This window comes from Kitasatospora sp. NBC_01266, assembly GCF_036242395.1.
GTDB lineage: Bacteria > Actinomycetota > Actinomycetes > Streptomycetales > Streptomycetaceae > Kitasatospora.
Map to the genome: position 1 here is coordinate 8,278,059 of NZ_CP108458.1, position 15,704 is coordinate 8,293,762.

Here is a 15,704-nt window from a genome sequence, read left to right on the forward strand (position 1 = left end):
CACTGTCCACGTGATGCGGACGTACGGTTTCCCAGAAAGAGCCGTTCTTCCGTGCCGAGCCGGTCTGACGCTGAACCCGCTTTCGGTTCAGTCGACTTCGTCGGCGTCGTCGAGTTCCTCGAGCAGCTCGAGGAGCTGGCTCTTGATCCCGACGACGGTGGGCACCAGGAAGAGCTTCCGCAGGCTCACGCGGACACCGGTCAGTGTTTCGATCCGGTTGACGAGTTGGGTGGCGAGCAGCGAGTGGCCGCCGAGTTCGAAGAAGTTGTCGTGAATGCCGACCCGGTCGAGCTTGAGCAGGGCGCCCATGACCTCCGCGACCGCGGTCTCGATCTCGTCGCGCGGAGCGACGAAGTCGGCGCCCGGGTCCGTTCCGGTGGCGTCGGGGACCGGCAGGACCTTGTGGTCGACCTTGCCGTTGGCGGAGAGCGGCAGTTCGTCCAGCAGCACGAAGGCGCTGGGCACCATCGTCCGGGGCAGCACCTCGCCGGCCCAGGCCCGCAGCCCCGCCGGGTCGATCCGCTGCTCGGGCGCCGCCACGCAGTAGGCAACCAGACGCTTCTCCCCAGGGCTGTCCTCGCGCACGATCACCGCGCAGCTGCCGACCGTCTCATGGCCGAGCAGCATCGCCTCGATCTCGCCGAGTTCGATCCGCACCCCGCGCAGCTTCACCTGCCGGTCGACCCGGCCGAGCAGGTCGAGTTCACCGCTCGCGGTGAACCGTCCCAGGTCCCCGGTCCGGTACATCCGAGGCACCCGGCCGCCCTCGACGCTTCCCCCGGCGACAGCGCCGGCAGCAGCGGCGGCAGCGAACGGGTCGGGCAGGAACCGCTCCGCCGTCAGCTCGGGCCGGTTGTGGTAGCCGCGCCCGACGCTGGCCCCGCCCAGGTAGACCTCGCCCAGCACGCCGGGCGGCACCGGACGCCCCGCCTGGTCGAGCACGTAGACCGTCTGGTTGATCATCGGCCGCCCCGCCAGCACCGGGCCGGTGGGCGTTTCGCGGTCGGCCCGCCAGAAGGTGGTGTCGACCGAGACCTCGGTGGCGCCGTAGAGGTTGATCAGGTCGCCCGGGAACCGGTTCACGAACCGGCTCACCAGGGTCGGCTGCAGCGGCTCGCCGCTGGCGAAGGCGTACCGCAGGTGGGTGCAGTCCTCGGGGTGGGCCTCGGTGACGAAGAGGTCGAGCAGGCTGGGCACGAAGTGCAGTCCGACGATCCGGTGATCACGCATCAGCCGCGTCACCCGGGTCATGTCGAGCCGCTCCGAGCCGGGCACCAGGACCACGTTCGCCCCGCGCCAGAGCGGCCAGAAGATCTCGTAGGCGGAGACGTCGAAGGAGAGCGGCGTGGCCTGCAGGAAGCCCTCGCCGGCCGCGATCGGGAACTCGTCCTGCATGCCCGCCAGGTAGTTGACCACCCCGCCGTGCTCGATCCGCACGCCCTTGGGCCGGCCGGTGGAGCCGCTGGTGTAGATCAGGTAGCAGAGGTCGTCCGGGCCGGCCAGCGGCGTCGGGTTGCCGACGGGCTGCCCGGCGATGACCGCTCGGTCGCGGTCCAGGGCCAGGTACGGGGTCCCGGCGGGCAGCCGGCCGGTGTGCGCCGTGTGGGTGATGACCAGGGGCGTCGCGGTGTCCTCGACCAGGTAGGCGAGCCGGTCGGCGGGGTGCTCGGGGTCGAGCGGGAGGTAGGCGGCGCCGGCCTTGAGGATGCCGAGCAGTGCGCAGATCAGGTCCGGGCCGCGCTCCAGGCAGACCCCGACCGGGGTGTCGGGGGTCAGGCCCAGGCCGCGCAGGTGGTGGGCGAGCTGGTTGGCCCGCTCGTTCAGCTGGCGGTAGCTCAGCGTGTCGGCCCCGCAGGTCACGGCGGTCGCCTCCGGGTCGAGCCCGGCCCGCTCCTCGAAGAGCTGGTGGATGGTCGCGGTGTCCGGGTAGGCGGTGGCGGTGTCGTTCCAGTCGACCAGGATCTGCTTGCGCTGCGCGGCGCCGAGCAGGTCCAGTTCGGAGAGCCGGTCCTGCGGCCGGGCGGTGGCGGCGGTGAGCAGCTGCTGGAAGTGCTCGGCCAGCCGCTGCATGGTGTGCGGCTCGAACAGGTCGGTGCTGTAGACGATCGCGCCCTCCAGGCTGCCGTCCGCCGTCTCGCTGAGGTACATGGCCAGGTCGAACTTGGCGTCCTTCGCGCTGAGCGGGACCGGGGCCACGGCCAGTCCGGGCAGCTGCCAGGTGTCGAAGTCGGGGACGTTCTGCAGTACGAACATGGTCTGGAAGAGCGGGTTGCGCGACAGGTCCCGCTGCGGCGCCAGCTCCTCGACCAGCCGCTCGAAGGGCAGGTCCTGGTGCTCGTAGGCGCCCAGCGCGGTCTCCTTCACCCGGTCGAGCAGCTCGGCGAAGGTGGGGTCGCCGGACAGGTCGGTGCGCAGCACCAGGGTGTTGACGAAGAACCCGATCAGCTCCTCCAGCTCGGCCCGGTTGCGGCCGGCGATCGGGGTGCCGACGGTGATGTCCTGCTGGCCGCTGTACTTGGCGAGCAGCAGCTGGAAGGCCGCGAGCAGGGTCATGAAGAGGCTCGCCCCGTGCCCGGCGGCTGTACTCTTCAGGCGCTCGTTCAGCTCGGCCGGTACGGCGAACGCGATGGTGGCGCCCTCGCCGGTGCGCTGGGCCGGGCGGCGGTGGTCGGTGGGCAGCTCCAGCGGCTCGACACCGGCCAGCCGGGTGCGCCAGTAGGCCAGCTGCCGCTCCAGGGTGTCGCCGGTCAGCCACTCGCGCTGCCAGCGGGCGTAGTCCGCGTACTGCACGGCCAGCGCGGGCAGCTCGGCCGCGCGCTGCTGCCGGGCGGCCGTGTAGAGCTCGGTCAGCTCGCGCGAGAGCACGGTCACCGACCAGCCGTCGAAGGCGATGTGATGGACGGTGACGGCCAGGATCGACTCCTGCTCGGACAGCCGGATGAGCAGCGCCCTGATCATCGGACCGGTGCTGAGCTCGATCGGCCGGAAGGCCTCGGTCTCCACCAGTTGTCGGGCCGCCGCCTCGCGCTCGGCCGGATCGGCCAGCCGCCGCAGGTCGTGGCAGGCCAGCGCGGGCTCGGCCGGGGCGTCGACCAGCTGGGCCGGGCCTTCGGCGCTGGTGCTGAACCGGGTGCGCAGCACCTCGTGCCGGGCCACCAGCCCGCGCAGCGCGGCCCGCAGCGCGTCCGTGTCCAGCGCGCCGGTGATCCGCAGCGCGAACGGGATCAGGTACTCGGCCCGCCCGGGGTCCAGCTGGTCCAGGAACCAGAGCCGCTGCTGGGCGAAGCTCAGCGGCAGCGGGCGCCCGTCCCGCACGGCCGGGGTGATCCGGCTCGCCTCGGCGCTCTCCAGGCCCTCGATCGCGGCGGCGAGCTGAGCGGGCGTCGGCCCGGTGAACAGCGCGCGCACCGGCAGTTCGACGCCGAGGGCCTTGCGCAGCCGGCTGGTGACCTGGGTGGCGAGCAGCGAGTGCCCGCCGAGGTGGAAGAAGTTGTCGTGGACGCCGATGGTGTCCACGCCCAGCACCTCGGACCAGATCGCGGTGACGGTCTGCTCGACGGAGGTGCGCGGGGCCGTGTAGGCGGCGTCCAGCTCGGGCCGGTGGCTGTCCGGCGCCGGCAGCGCGCGGCGGTCGATCTTGCCGTTCGGGTTGAGCGGGAAGCGCTCCAGGGCGACGAAGACGGCCGGGACCATGTAGTCCGGCAGGGTGCGCTGCAGGTGGGTGCGGAGCTCGCCGGTGCCGGGCACGCCGTCGGCACCGATCAGGTAGGCCACGATGCGGTGGTCCCCCGGGGTGTCCTCGCGCAGCAGCACGATCGCCGCGTCGACCTGCGGGTGGTCGGCCAGCGCCGCCTCGATCTCGCCCAGTTCGATCCGGTAGCCGCGCAGTTTGACCTGGTTGTCGGCGCGCCCGACGAACTCCAACTGCCCGTCCGGGTGCCACTTGGCCAGGTCACCGGTCCGGTAGACGCGGCGGGCCACGCCGTCCAGGTGGTACTCGGTGAACTTCTCGGCGGTCAGCTCCGGCTGGTTCAGGTAGCCGCGGGCCAGACCCGGGCAGCTGATCAGGATCTCGCCCGGCACCCCGACCGGAACCGGGTGGCCGTCCCGGTCGACCAGGATGACCTCGGTGTTCGCCACCGGTCGTCCGATCGGGACGAACCCTCCCGGCCGCTCGATCAGCGCGGTGGCGGCCTCCTGGGCCCCCTCGCTGGGGCCGTAGCCGTTCACCAGCGGGACCGCGCAGCGCTCGAACCACTGCCGGACCTGCTCCTGCTGCAGCGCCTCGCCGCCGATCCGCACCAGCCGCAGCGCCGGGCCCACCGACCCGGGCCCGTCGAGCTGGGCGGTCAGCGCGGCGAAGGCGGTCGGGGTGAGCCAGGCGACCGTCACCTCGGCCGCCCGGATCAGTTCCGCCAGCCCGGCCGGGTCCCACTCGGCGTCGCGCAGCGCGACCGAGGCACCGCAGCTGAGCGGTGCGAAGGTCTGCCCGACCGAGGAGTCGAAGGCGACCGAGGCGAACTGCAGCACCCGGTCCTCGGGCGTCAGCCCGAGCTGCCGGACGGTCTCACGCATCCGGGCCCGCAGCGCGCCGTGCTCGATCTGCACGCCCTTGGGCCGGCCGGTGGAGCCGCTGGTGTAGATCAGGTAGGCGAGGTCCCCCGGGCCGGCCAGCGGCTCGGGGTTGCCGCCGGCACCCGCCGGCCAGTCCTGGTCGACCAGTAACTGCGGGACGGAGGACGGGAAGTGGTGACTGTGCGCGCGCTGCGCCACGATCAGCGCCGCCGCGCTGTCCGCCACCATGTAGCTAAGCCGCTCGGCGGGGTACTCCGGGTCGAGCGGGAGGTAGGCGGCGCCGGCCTTGAGGATGCCGAGCAGCGCGCAGACCAGGTCCGGGCCGCGCTCCAGGCAGACCCCGACCGGGGTCCCCGGGGCCAGTCCCAGGCCGCGCAGGTGGTGGGCGAGCCGGTTGGCCCGCTCGTTGAGCTGACGGTACGTCAGCTCACCCGCGCTGGAGCTCACCGCGATCGCATCCGGACGCAACTCGACCTGCTGCTCGAAGAGCTGATGGATAGTCACCTCATCCGGGCGATCGCTCTTCGCGCCGTTCCAGTCGACCAGCAGCTGCCGCCGCTCGGCGGCCGTGAGCAGTTCCAGCTCGGAGAGCCGGCGCTCCGGGGCGGCGGTCGCGGTCGCCAGCAGCGCCTGGAAGTGGCCCACCAGACGGTGCATGGTGGCCGCCTCGAACAGGTCCGTGGCGTAGACGACCATCCCGTCGAGGCTGCCGTCGGGCGCCTCGGTGAGGTACCAGCTGAAGTCGAACTTGGCGTCCTGGGCCTCCAGTTCCATCGGCTCGACACTCAGCCCGGCCAGCTTCCAGCTGCTGGTGTCAGGGACGTTCTGCAGCAGGAACATGGTCTGGAAGAACGGGTTGCGGGACAGGTCGCGCTCGGGGGCGAGGTCCTCGACGATCCGCTCGAACGGCAGGTCCTGGTGGTCGTAGGCGCCCAGCGCCGTCTCCTTGACCCGCGCCACCAGCTCGCCGAAGCTCGGGTCGCCGGACAGGTCGGTGCGCATCACCAGGGTGTTGATGAAGAACCCGATCATCTCCTCGATCTCGGCCCGGTTGCGGCCGGCGATCGGGGTGCCCACCGCGATGTCCTGCTGACCGCTGTACTTGGCGAGCAGCAGCTGGAAGGCGGCCAGCAGGGTCATGAACAGGCTCGCGCCGCTCTCGGCGGCCAACGCACGTGCCCGCTCGAGCAGTTCGGCGGGCACGGTGAAGGTGATCTCGGCGCCGTTGCCGCTGCGCTGGGCCGGGCGGCGGTGGTCGGTGGGCAGCTCCAGCGGCTCGACGCCGGTCAGGCGCTCGCGCCAGTAGCCGAGCTGCCGCTCCAGGGTGTCGCCGCTGAGCCACTGCCGCTGCCAGAGGGCGAAGTCGGCGTACTGCAGGGCCGGCGCCGGCAGGGTCGCGCCTGCTCCGGCCGCCGCCAGAGCGTAGAGCTCGGTGAGTTCACCGGAGAGGATCCCGGTGGACCAGCCGTCGAAGACGATGTGGTGCACCGTCACCGCGAGCAGGTGCTCCTCCTCGGCCACCCGCACCAGCACCGCCCGCAGCATCGGCCCGCGCGCCAGGTCGACCGGCTGGAAGGCCTCGTCGTCCAGGATCCGCCGCGCACTCTCCTCCCGGGCGGCCGGCTCGGCGAGGTGCCGCAGGTCGTGCGTGCTGATGGCCACCGGGCTCGGCGCGTCGATGAGTTGGGCGGGCTGCCCGTCCTCGTCGGCGACGAACCGGGTCCGCAGCACCTCGTGCCGGGCCACCAGGGCGCTCAGTGCCGCCCGCAGCGCCCCGGCGTCCAGCGCGCCGGTGATCCGCAGCCCGATCGGGATCAGGTACTCGGCCCGCCCGGGGTCGAGCTGGTCCAGGAACCAGAGCCGCTGCTGCGCGAAACTCATCGGCAGCGGACCGCCGTCGCGGGCGGCGACCGGAATGCCCGGCTCCTCGGCGAGGTCGGCCGCGACGTCGAAGTCCGTACCCTCCTCGAACATCCGCATCGCCTGGAGCATCGCCTGCTCGGCCAGGTATGACGAGATCGAACCCACCGTCAGCGGCCCGCTGATCGCCTCGACCCCGAAAGCGGTGCCGAATTCGGCCGTGACCCGCTCCGCCATCGCCACGGCACCGGCCCGGTCGCCACCGAGCTCGAAGAAGTCGCGGTCGCCATCGGCCACTTCGACACCGAGTAGCGCCTGCCAGATCGCGGCAATGCGCTGCTGGGCCGGAGACAGCTCCTCGCGCCTCGGTTCCGCCATCGGGTTCGTCGTCATGAGTCCCACCAGATCCTCGTCATCGACCAGCTCCGGTTGAGCCGTTGGCCGATATTGAGGCTGGCAGAGGCATCCCGAGGGGATAACTGGTTACTTTCACCCGGCGGCCGGCGGGGCACTTCTGCCCGCCGAGGGCGAGGGCGGGGCGCTGCCTCGCCGCCCGCTGCGCAGGGACCGGCGGGTCCCGGGAACAGGGCTGTCCGGGACTTGTGCGGGGCCCCTGGGAGGCGCTCACCGCCGGCGCGGACAAACTGCTCGCCGAACGGCCTGTGCTCCGCCGGCTTGAGGTCGAGCAGGCGGACCGTCCCGCCATGGAGCACGGCGCGCAACAGCCTGGCCATCCGGCGAGCGGATGGCCAGGCCGGCCCGCATGGTCAATCCTCGATGGCAGAGCTGTGCCGTGACACGGTGATGGGAACCTGGTCACGAGAGTGGGAACCGGGGGACACCGGCGTCGATCCTCTGGGCGAGGAGTGGAGGACTGTCAGAGCGGGTCGAGACGGCGCTTGAGCAGGCAGAACTCGTTGCCTTCCGGATCGGTGAGGACGTGCCAGGACGCCTCCGCAGGCTGACCGATGTCGACGAGTTCGGCCCCGGCGGCCAGCAGGCGCTCGAGCTCGGCGTCCTGATCGCGATCGGTGGGGTTGACGTCGATGTGCAGCCGGGCAGTCCCGTTCTCCGGCTCGTCGTCCCGGATGAGGAAGATCGTCGGCTGCGGGCCGCCGAACCCTTCGCGCGGACCGATCTCGATACAGCCCTCCGCTTCGCGATCGAGCTCTACGAAGTCCAAGACCTCGCACCAGAACCGCGCCAGCACCTCGGGGTCGTGGCACTTGAGCACGATCTCACTGATACGGCATGCCATTGACGAAACCTACTCTCAGCTCGGGAACTGCCGGGGCGGCCGCACGCGGATCCCATGGGCCGCTCCCCGCAGTGAGAACAGGCTCGCGACCGTACCGGGTGAGGCGAGCGGGGTCGAATCGATTTCCGGCCCTCACCTGGCCAGTTCGCCAGCTGAGGGCGGTGCCGACAGACGTGCCCCGCAAGCTCAGAACCGCCAGGTCACCACACCGCCTCGGTCTCAACCACCGTGTCCCGACAGCCTCCTATGCGCCGGCCGGCCACTCGGCTTGCTTGCGTCCGAACCACGCCACGGCCGCATCGGTGAGCTGCACAAGGTCGTGGCTGGCGCGACGGAGGAGTTGGCCGGCGACTGATGTACGGAAGTGGCGGGCGGCGGACTAACTGTCCGCGCGTGGGCGCAGGCCGCCGAAGGCGAGGTCGATGAAGCGGCGCCAGTCACCGCTGCCGGTGTGGATGATGCTGGAAAGGCCGCCGACGATCATGTAGACGTCCGCGACTGTGACGTCCGACCGAAGGGTGCGGGCGGCCTGGTCCTGTTCGACCAGGGCCCCGACCGCGCGTTCGAGCTGGGCGAGCGTCTCTCCCCGGGGCGCCGACGAGCCCACGGCGGCCGCGATGGAGGCGGACAGCCCCCGGTCCTCGGCCAGTACCTGACCGACATGGCGGAGGTATCGGGCAAGCCCCTGTCCCGACTGGGGATCATGCAGGCAGTCGGTGCGTGCGAACTGGAGGATCTCGGCGAACCGGTGCTCTGCGGCGGCCTCGACCAGTGCCTGCCGGGTCGGAAAGTGGCGGTAGACCGTGCCGATGCCGACTCCAGCGGCACGCGCCACCTCGGGCATCTGGACATCGTCGCCGCGTTGCGAGAACAACGCACGTGCTGCGGTCAGCACTCGGGCGCGGTTGCGCTCTGAGTCGACGCGCGGCTTGCGGCCGGCGGGTGTCGAAGGCATCGACAAGCTGAGCACTCCCCTGACTACACTTTTCCGGAATCGGACTCCGCTTCCGATTATGCCACTCAAGGAGGGCCACGCCCATGCCTGAAGACCGTTTCATCCTGCTGGAGCCGGGTGCCGCCCGGCCGGGGCGAATCCCGCTGCCATCCGCCTTCGCCGTCAACCGTGGTCGGCGGGTTCGTCCTCGACTCCGCCGGGTTTGTCCCGCTGCAGGTCCCCCTCTTCCGCCCCGGTGGCGTGCTGGTGGGCGCGAGCGACCGTGGAACCCTCGCTGACGTCCCAGGTGATCAAGCCCTTCGAGTCGGCCTCGGCCTGCAACTGAGTCAGGATGCGCTTCTTCGGCGTCGACTGGTGGGCGCGGGGCCGGACCATCGACCCCGAGACCGGGTTCGACACCCGCACCATCGATCCATTGTCGGCCCCGTGCCATCGATGGTTGAGTGTGATCATGGACGGCTTCGAGATCAATGAGAACTTGGTGCGCTCTCTGGTGCGTGAGCAGCATCCGGACCTCGCAGGACTGGACGTGCGTGAGGTGGTCGGCGGTTGGGACAACCAACTGTGGCGTCTCGGGGATGAGTTGGCCGTTCGCATGCCACGCACGGAGCGTGCGCCGTCGCTCCTGCGCAACGAGCACCGGTGGCTGCCCGCCCTGGCCCCGCGGCTTCCACTGCCGGTCCCGACCCCCGTCCGGATCGGGGAACCGTCCGCACGTTTCCCGCGGCCGTGGACCATCGCGACCTGGGTTCCCGGTGAACCGGCCGACCACGCCCCGATCAGCCACGACAGCGCGGCCGACACTCTGGCGGGCTTCCTCCAGGCGCTCCATGTGAAGGCGCCCGTCGAGGCACCGGTCAGTAAGGATCGCGGCGTTCCCGTTGAAACGCTCACGGACGGTTTCGAAAGGACCCTCGATGAAGTCGCCTCGGGAGACGCCGCCGCTGGCCTCCGGGATGTCAGGGACGTCAGGGATGTCCGGGACGTCTGGGACGAGGCCGTGGCGGCTCCCGGTTGGGAGGGCCCGCCGGTATGGCTGCACGGCGACCTTCACCCGGCGAATGTCGTCGTCTCGGACGGGACGCTCTCGGGCGTGATCGACTTCGGTGACATGTGCGCCGGCGATCCGGCGGTCGATCTCGCGGCTGCCTGGGTGCTCCTTCCCGCAGGGGCGGCTGCCCGGTTCTTCGACGCGTACGCACACGTGGACGAGGCGACGATCCGGCGCGCACGAGGGTTGGCTGCCCTGAAGAGCCTCGTCCTCATCCTCATCGGGCGGGCCGGGGATCGGGGCCTGCCAGGCGGCAAGCCGACATGGGGACCCGCGGGCCGGGCGGCGCTGGACCGTGTTCTGGTATCAGTCCAGGAGACTGGACTCTGACGGTCCGTCAGGAACGGGGCTCGGTGGCGTCCGGCCAGACGCCCCGCTCGGACAGGTGGAGAATGAGGGCGGCGATGTTCCAGGCATCGTCCTCGCCGCGATGGTGACGGCCTTCGAGTCGCCGTCCGGCGATCTTCAGGGCCTGCGCCATCCCGGGGCGTTTGCGCAGGCCGTATGCCTCGGCGAAGGCCGCTTTGGCGTTGCTGTGGTGTCGGCCGAACGGGTAGGACGTCCGGGTGGCCTCGCACTGCCGGGTGAACTGGTGGCGGTCGTAGTCGCCCCAACTGGCCCACGGGCGGGACCCGGCGTGGTGTTCGGCCGCCAGCAGGCGGCATGCCTCGGCGAAGCCGACCCCGCCGTCGACCTCGTGTTGGGTGAGGCCGGTCAGCTCCGTGCAGAACTCGCTGACCGTGGACCGGGCGGGCCGTACGAGGATCCGATGGCGGGCGAGGCGCTCCCCGGCGGCCAGGTCCACGACGGTCAGCCCGATCTCGATGATCTCGCTGACCGCTCCCGGCGGCTGGTCGCCGGCCCAGCAAGTGGCTTCGACGTCCGCGACGTTCAAGAGGTGCTCGGCCCCAGTGCTGTCCATGGCGGGAGCGTAGGCAGGGGAGGCGGCCGGGGCACCTGGTTTTTGCCCACTGGATGCGAGGCTGCGCCGGGCCGCCTCCGGGCACCGACCGGCCCCGGACGGGGGCTGACGATGTACCGGTTCGACCTCAACGGCCGGTCGCAGCAGCGCTGTTCGTGTCCGGGCGGTTCGTGTCCGGGCGGTTCACGCGCCGCCGGTAGTAGGAGATGGTGACGACCCCGAGCAGTGGCCCCCAGAGCAGGAGTGGTGCGTAGCAGGCGTCCATCACGACGAGGGCCGGCCCGGTCGGTGCTCCCTGTGCCCCGCCGAAGCCGCGGGCGTGGGGGAGGGTCAGCAGCATCAGAACTGCCGAGCCGAGCGCGGCCGGGATCACGGCGGCCAGCGGGGCGACGCGCTTGCCTCCGATGAGCGGGAGCCGGCGCGGTACCACCTCGCCCCAGGGCTTGACCAGGCCGAGGGTGAGCAGCGTGAGCCCTTCGACGCCCAGGCTCATCGCGAGGCACATGACGGTGAACCAGCCGGGGACGCCCAACCCCCTGGTGTCGAAGCCCACCGGGATGCCGAGTCCCATGGTGATCCGCCAAATCCCGGATGGCACCGCGCTGAGGGCGGCGAGGTGCGCGACCCGGACCACCCAACGGGCGGGCGGTGGGCTCGCGGAGACGGTGGTGGCTGCAGGTGTCCCGAACGTGACCATGGCCCCATGCTGCCCGGTGGACCGCCCCGCCGAATCCTGCGGGAGGTTCATCTCGGCTCCCCCGCACGGGGGATGGAGAGCTGAGCGGTCCGGCGGACTCGGCAGACTCAGCGGTCTCAGAGGACCAGGCGCAGGGTGACGCTCGACGCGCCGTTGACGTCCAACTCGCGCATGCCGATGTTGATCGACGGGCTGGCAGCGACGTCCGGGCACCAGTCGAATTCCGACTCGGGGACGTTCTCGGGAAACGGCCCGGACCATTGCGTGTTGTCCACGGCAAAGGCGTACCAGTACCAGTACCGGTTGAGGGCGGCGAGATCTCCGCCGTAGGCGACCGCGGATGAGCCCGGCGAGATGACCCACCAGCCGGTCCGGTGCCACGGCGTCGGCTGACAACTCGAGTCGTACCGCTCGATCATGACGTTGATGGTCTGGGAATAGCCGTTGTCGAAACGCAGCACGTGCCCCGCCCCCTCAGTCTCCGGAGCCGGCCGGCTGGCGCCGGTAGGCGGGGCCGGTGCTCGGTTGCGTCGCCGCCGTCGGTGCCACGACCGCGGTGATGGCGCCGGAGCGCTCCTCGCGGACGGAGCCTTGAACGGAGCCGGCTTCCTGGGGCGCGATGCCCGCGGGCTGTGCCGCGGCCGCGGCGGTCAGCTGCTGCAGATTCACGCCCGAGACGGGATCGATCGGGATGTCGTCAGGAGATTCGTTGGCCATGAAGCAGAGCTCCTTCTCCAGCGAACTGGTACCGCGCGCCACGTGCGGCGGACCTGACTTGAGAATAGTGGCGCAGGGGACTTGTCGCTAGAGTGGTGGATTGATTTTAAAAAGTAATCAAGGGTGATGATATCTCGAATAGGGGCCGCATTGTTCGGGAATCGCGAGGCACGGGAATCGCGAGGCACGGGAATCGCGAGGCGCACGGGCGTCATCTCCCGGTCCGGTAGCGGCCCGGGGTCGTTCCGATGATGTTGGTGAACGCTGCGATGAAGCCGCTGGGATTGGCCCATCCGCAGGCGTAGGCGGTCTGGCTGGTGTCGTGGCCGTCGGCGAGGAGCACGAGCGCGTGGTGAATGCGTAGCTGCGTGCGCCACTCGTAGAAGGTCATGCCGAGTTCGTTGCGGAACAGTCGGCTGAGGGTGCGGGTACTGGCTCCGATCGTCTTCCCGAGTTCGGCCAGCGTGGCGTTGTCTGCCGGCTGCTCGTACAGCATCCGGGCAATGGCTTGCAGTCGGTCGTCCCGTGGCTCCGGCAGGTGCAGTGGCTGCTCGTGCACTTCGCGGAGTTCATCGACGAGGACTCGAAGGAGGCGAGCGCGCGCGGAGCGGCTGTAGCCAGGCGCGGCGTCGTCGTAGTTCCGGGGGCCGGTCAGGGCGAGCAGGACCTCGCGGGCGAGGTCGGAGGCCAGGAACACGGCGGGATGGTCCGGGATGAGCCGGGCGAGGGACGGCGCGAGAAAGACGATCCGCATATCGGTGTCGCCGTGGGCGCGGTGATAGTGCGTGAACCCGGCGGGGGTCCAGGCGACCCGGTTGGCGGGAACGATCGAGGTGCCGCGCTCGGTGTGAACTGCCAGGACGCCGCTGGCCGCGTATACCAGGTGCCCTCGTGCGTGCGACCGCACGGCGCTTGTTTCGCCGGATGGCCAGAGGTGGCGCCCGCCTGACGGCCACACATGTGACGTCACCTCGGCGATCCGGCGAGGTTGGCGGTGAATGGGCATCAGTTGGCATCGTAGCGATAACAAGCCACCTCCTGATCCGGTGACACTTCCTCATGCGGAGTGGTCGTCAGTCGCGCGAAGCGCCCGACCGTGCCACTGCGCCACTGCGCCACAGGTCATCGAGGCAGCGTGCCTCGATGCCGCGGCTTGAGACAGAAGGAGAAACGCATGGCGACGTTCGTCCTGGTACCCGGCGCCTGGAAGGGTTCCTGGGCGTTCGAGGCGGTGGTTCCGCTGCTGGAGCGTGCCGGTCATGCCGTTCACGCCCTGACCCTGACCGGTCTGCGGCCGGACGACGACAACGCGACGGTGGCGACCGCCAACCTCGACACGCACGCCGACGACGTATTGCGGCACCTCGATCGCAACCACATCACCAGCGCGACGCTGGTCGGCCACAGCTACGCCGGGATGGTGATCGCCGCCGCAGCCGATCGCGCCGGCGGCCGGATCTCACGACTGGTGCATCTCGACGCCTACGTACCGCGCGATGGCGATTCGTGCTGGTCGTCGACGAACGAGCACTTCCGGGACGTGTTCGCGGCCGGCGCTACGGCCGCCGGCTACGCCGTCCGACCGCCGGACGGCGGCGATCCCCGCCGCCGTCCGCACCCCCTCGCCTCGTTCCTGCAGACGATCCGGCTCACCGGCGCGCTCGCCCAGGTCCCCCGTCGGGAGTTCGTCTACTGCTCGGGATGGGAGGACCGGACGCCGTTCGCCGAACTCCGCACCCGACTCCAAGCCGACCCGGACTGGCAGGTCCACGAACTCCCCACCGGACACGACGCGATGCGTGAGGCCCCGGAGGCGGTCGCCGCCCTACTGCTCGGCGAATGAACCGCGGCTGCGTCGAGGTACGGACGACAGGCCGACGCACGCGGCCTCGAAGTCACCGGGCAGTGGCTCGACCCGGATCGTCCGGCCGCCAGCCTGCCGCACCTTCTTCGGGACCTTCTTCGGCACCGTCTTCGGCCGCCCGGAGTTCGGCGATGATCTCGGTGCCGAGCGCGTAGGCCGGCACGCCCGCGGTGATCAGCGCGGTCTCGGCGACCCCGATGAGGTCGGCGAAGCCGGCGCCCGCGTGGAGGGCACCCCGGGCGTGCAGCCGGGCGGGGGCGTCCCGGCCGAGCGCCAGCAGCTGTCCGAAGTGGACCAGTTGCTGCACCCGCGCGCCCAGCGGGCTGTCGGTCAGGACGATGTGCCGCAGTGCCGCGATCGCCTCCTCGGTAGGGAGCCGGCCGAAGTCCTGGGCCAGGCGCAGTCGGTCCGCGACACTGCTCGGCACGGTGCCGAGGGTGGCGCGGTAGCGGTCCCGGATGGTCTCGGTGCGTCGGGTCAGGGCGTCGTCGGTCATGACGAGACCCGCGCTATCGAGGCTCGCACGGCCTCCAGGGCGCCGTCGGGAAAGTCCACGGCTCCGCCGATCGCCGCCGCGGTGACCTCAGCCTCGGCGCTCTCCTCGATCGCCACCAGGAGGTGGGCGGTGGCCGCGGGGTCCGGGCCGAACACCAGGAGGCCGTGGTTGGCCAGCAGGGCCGCTGCCGTGGTCGGGCGCCGTTCCAGCACATCGGCGATGCCGCGCACCGATACGTCCGACCCGCGAGGTCCCCAGGGAACCACCGGGACCTCCTCGGCCTGCCCGAAGCGCAACATCGGCTCGGTTCGGCAAGGCAGCGGCCGGTGTGCCACCGCGAACGCCGTCGCGGCGGGCGAGTGGGTGTGGATGATCGCGCCCACGCCAGGGCGGGCGCGGTAGACGACGCTGTGCATCGCGATGATCTCGGTGCTCACGGACCGCAGTTCTCCTCGGAGGACCCGCCCGTCGAGACCGACGGTCGCCAGCTGTTCGGGCCGCAGCCCGCGGACGAACCCCGGCGTCAGCAGGAAGCGATCGCCGTCGAGCCTGGCGCTGAGGTTGGCGTGCCCGGAGTGGGACATCACCCCCGCTGTGAACAGGCTCTCGGCGGCTTCGACGAGTTGCCGCGCCTGCTCGTTCTCCACTTGTACGTCTGTCATTCCGGTAGCTCCGAACTCCGTTGCCAGCGGCCGCTCATTCGCCGCTGTCCAGCTGCGGACCACTCTTCAACTTGAACTAAGGTTCAAGTCAAGGGCTGGAACGAGGGGAGGGGGCGAAGCATGCGCATGACGATCGGGCGGCTCGCCGAGATCACCGGAGTGCCCGCGTCGGCCATCCGGTTCTGGGAACGCCATGGCCTGCTGCCGACGCCCGAACGCCAGGGCGGGCAGCGGCGTTATCCACCGGAGGCCGCCGAGCGGATCGTGCTGCTGCGCAAGTGCCAGCAGGCCGGGCTGACCCTGGAGGAGATCGGCGAGCTCCAACAGGACCGGCAGCGCAGGCAGATGATGATCCGTAGCAAGGTCGCCGAGATCGAGCAGCGCATGGTCGACCTCGAGCACGCCCACCAGATGCTGACCCATGCCCTTCAGTGCGGCGAGGAGGACATCGTCAGCTGCCCGAAGTTCCGGGAGCAGATGGCGACTTGGCGGACGCCACCCGGGCCCTCGCCCGTCCCGTGACGGCGAGTTCACCGTCGTCGCCCCGGACGACCCCGGGTGACGCCGGACGACGCCGGGCGACCAGGGCCGCCGGGCCCGGCCGAAAAACCCCGCGCCCTGGATTCCCGAAGGAGTCCAGGGCGGCG

14 protein-coding genes are annotated in these 15,704 nt (G+C 70.8%); 3 read left to right on the top strand and 11 right to left on the bottom strand.

Annotated elements, in window-relative coordinates:
- Positions 1 to 87 precede the first annotated feature (87 nt).
- From OG403_RS35405 to OG403_RS35420, 4 genes are all read right to left on the bottom strand, one after another.
- Positions 88 to 6,828: a non-ribosomal peptide synthetase gene (locus OG403_RS35405; RefSeq protein WP_329571773.1), complete on the bottom strand. Its 6,741-nt coding sequence runs from the start codon at positions 6,826 to 6,828 to the stop codon at positions 88 to 90.
- Between the two features lie 484 nt (positions 6,829 to 7,312).
- Entirely contained in the window at positions 7,313 to 7,693 is a 381-nt protein-coding gene (locus OG403_RS35410; RefSeq protein ID WP_329571775.1) for a VOC family protein, read from the bottom strand.
- A 379-nt stretch (positions 7,694 to 8,072) separates the two neighbouring features.
- Entirely contained in the window at positions 8,073 to 8,663 is a 591-nt protein-coding gene (locus tag OG403_RS35415) for a TetR/AcrR family transcriptional regulator (protein ID WP_329571778.1), read from the bottom strand.
- A gap of 147 nt (positions 8,664 to 8,810) precedes the next feature.
- Positions 8,811 to 9,056 carry a hypothetical protein gene (locus OG403_RS35420; protein ID WP_329571779.1) on the bottom strand — a complete coding sequence of 82 codons (246 nt, stop codon included), beginning with the start codon at positions 9,054 to 9,056 and terminating at the stop codon, positions 8,811 to 8,813.
- A 43-nt stretch (positions 9,057 to 9,099) separates the two neighbouring features.
- On the opposite strand from OG403_RS35420, the gene OG403_RS35425 reads away from it, so the two are divergent.
- Complete coding sequence (locus OG403_RS35425; RefSeq protein WP_329571781.1) at positions 9,100 to 10,029, top strand: aminoglycoside phosphotransferase family protein; 930 nt, start codon at positions 9,100 to 9,102, stop codon at positions 10,027 to 10,029.
- A 7-nt stretch (positions 10,030 to 10,036) separates the two neighbouring features.
- Here the strand turns inward: OG403_RS35425 and OG403_RS35430 are convergent, their stop codons facing one another.
- The 5 genes from OG403_RS35430 to OG403_RS35450 all read right to left on the bottom strand — a co-directional run bounded on the left by OG403_RS35430 (position 10,037) and on the right by OG403_RS35450 (position 12,942).
- Positions 10,037 to 10,621: a 3'-5' exonuclease gene (locus OG403_RS35430; RefSeq protein ID WP_329571783.1), complete on the bottom strand. Its 585-nt coding sequence runs from the start codon at positions 10,619 to 10,621 to the stop codon at positions 10,037 to 10,039.
- A 127-nt stretch (positions 10,622 to 10,748) separates the two neighbouring features.
- A complete protein-coding gene (locus OG403_RS35435; RefSeq protein ID WP_329571785.1) occupies positions 10,749 to 11,318 on the bottom strand; it encodes a hypothetical protein in 570 nt (189 codons plus the stop codon).
- Between the two features lie 116 nt (positions 11,319 to 11,434).
- Positions 11,435 to 11,779, bottom strand: a complete 345-nt coding sequence (locus tag OG403_RS35440) for a DUF1036 domain-containing protein (protein WP_329571787.1) — start codon at positions 11,777 to 11,779, stop codon at positions 11,435 to 11,437.
- A 13-nt stretch (positions 11,780 to 11,792) separates the two neighbouring features.
- Entirely contained in the window at positions 11,793 to 12,035 is a 243-nt protein-coding gene (locus tag OG403_RS35445; protein WP_329571789.1) for a hypothetical protein, read from the bottom strand.
- Positions 12,036 to 12,246: 211 nt separating this feature from the next.
- Entirely contained in the window at positions 12,247 to 12,942 is a 696-nt protein-coding gene (locus OG403_RS35450; RefSeq protein WP_442911105.1) for an AraC family transcriptional regulator, read from the bottom strand.
- Between the two features lie 267 nt (positions 12,943 to 13,209).
- On the opposite strand from OG403_RS35450, the gene OG403_RS35455 reads away from it, so the two are divergent.
- Positions 13,210 to 13,878: an alpha/beta fold hydrolase gene (locus tag OG403_RS35455; RefSeq protein WP_329571792.1), complete on the top strand. Its 669-nt coding sequence runs from the start codon at positions 13,210 to 13,212 to the stop codon at positions 13,876 to 13,878.
- Between the two features lie 52 nt (positions 13,879 to 13,930).
- Here OG403_RS35455 and OG403_RS35460 read toward each other — a convergent pair whose 3' ends face one another.
- Positions 13,931 to 14,395, bottom strand: a complete 465-nt coding sequence (locus OG403_RS35460) for a carboxymuconolactone decarboxylase family protein (protein WP_329571794.1) — start codon at positions 14,393 to 14,395, stop codon at positions 13,931 to 13,933.
- Complete coding sequence (locus tag OG403_RS35465; RefSeq protein ID WP_329571795.1) at positions 14,392 to 15,057, bottom strand: class II aldolase/adducin family protein; 666 nt, start codon at positions 15,055 to 15,057, stop codon at positions 14,392 to 14,394. Before OG403_RS35465 ends, OG403_RS35460 begins: the two co-directional genes overlap by 4 nt.
- A gap of 120 nt (positions 15,058 to 15,177) precedes the next feature.
- Here OG403_RS35465 and OG403_RS35470 point away from each other — a divergent pair, with 120 nt between their 5' ends.
- Positions 15,178 to 15,579, top strand: a complete 402-nt coding sequence (locus tag OG403_RS35470) for a MerR family transcriptional regulator (RefSeq protein WP_329571797.1) — start codon at positions 15,178 to 15,180, stop codon at positions 15,577 to 15,579.
- The last annotated feature ends 125 nt before the right edge of the window (positions 15,580 to 15,704 follow it).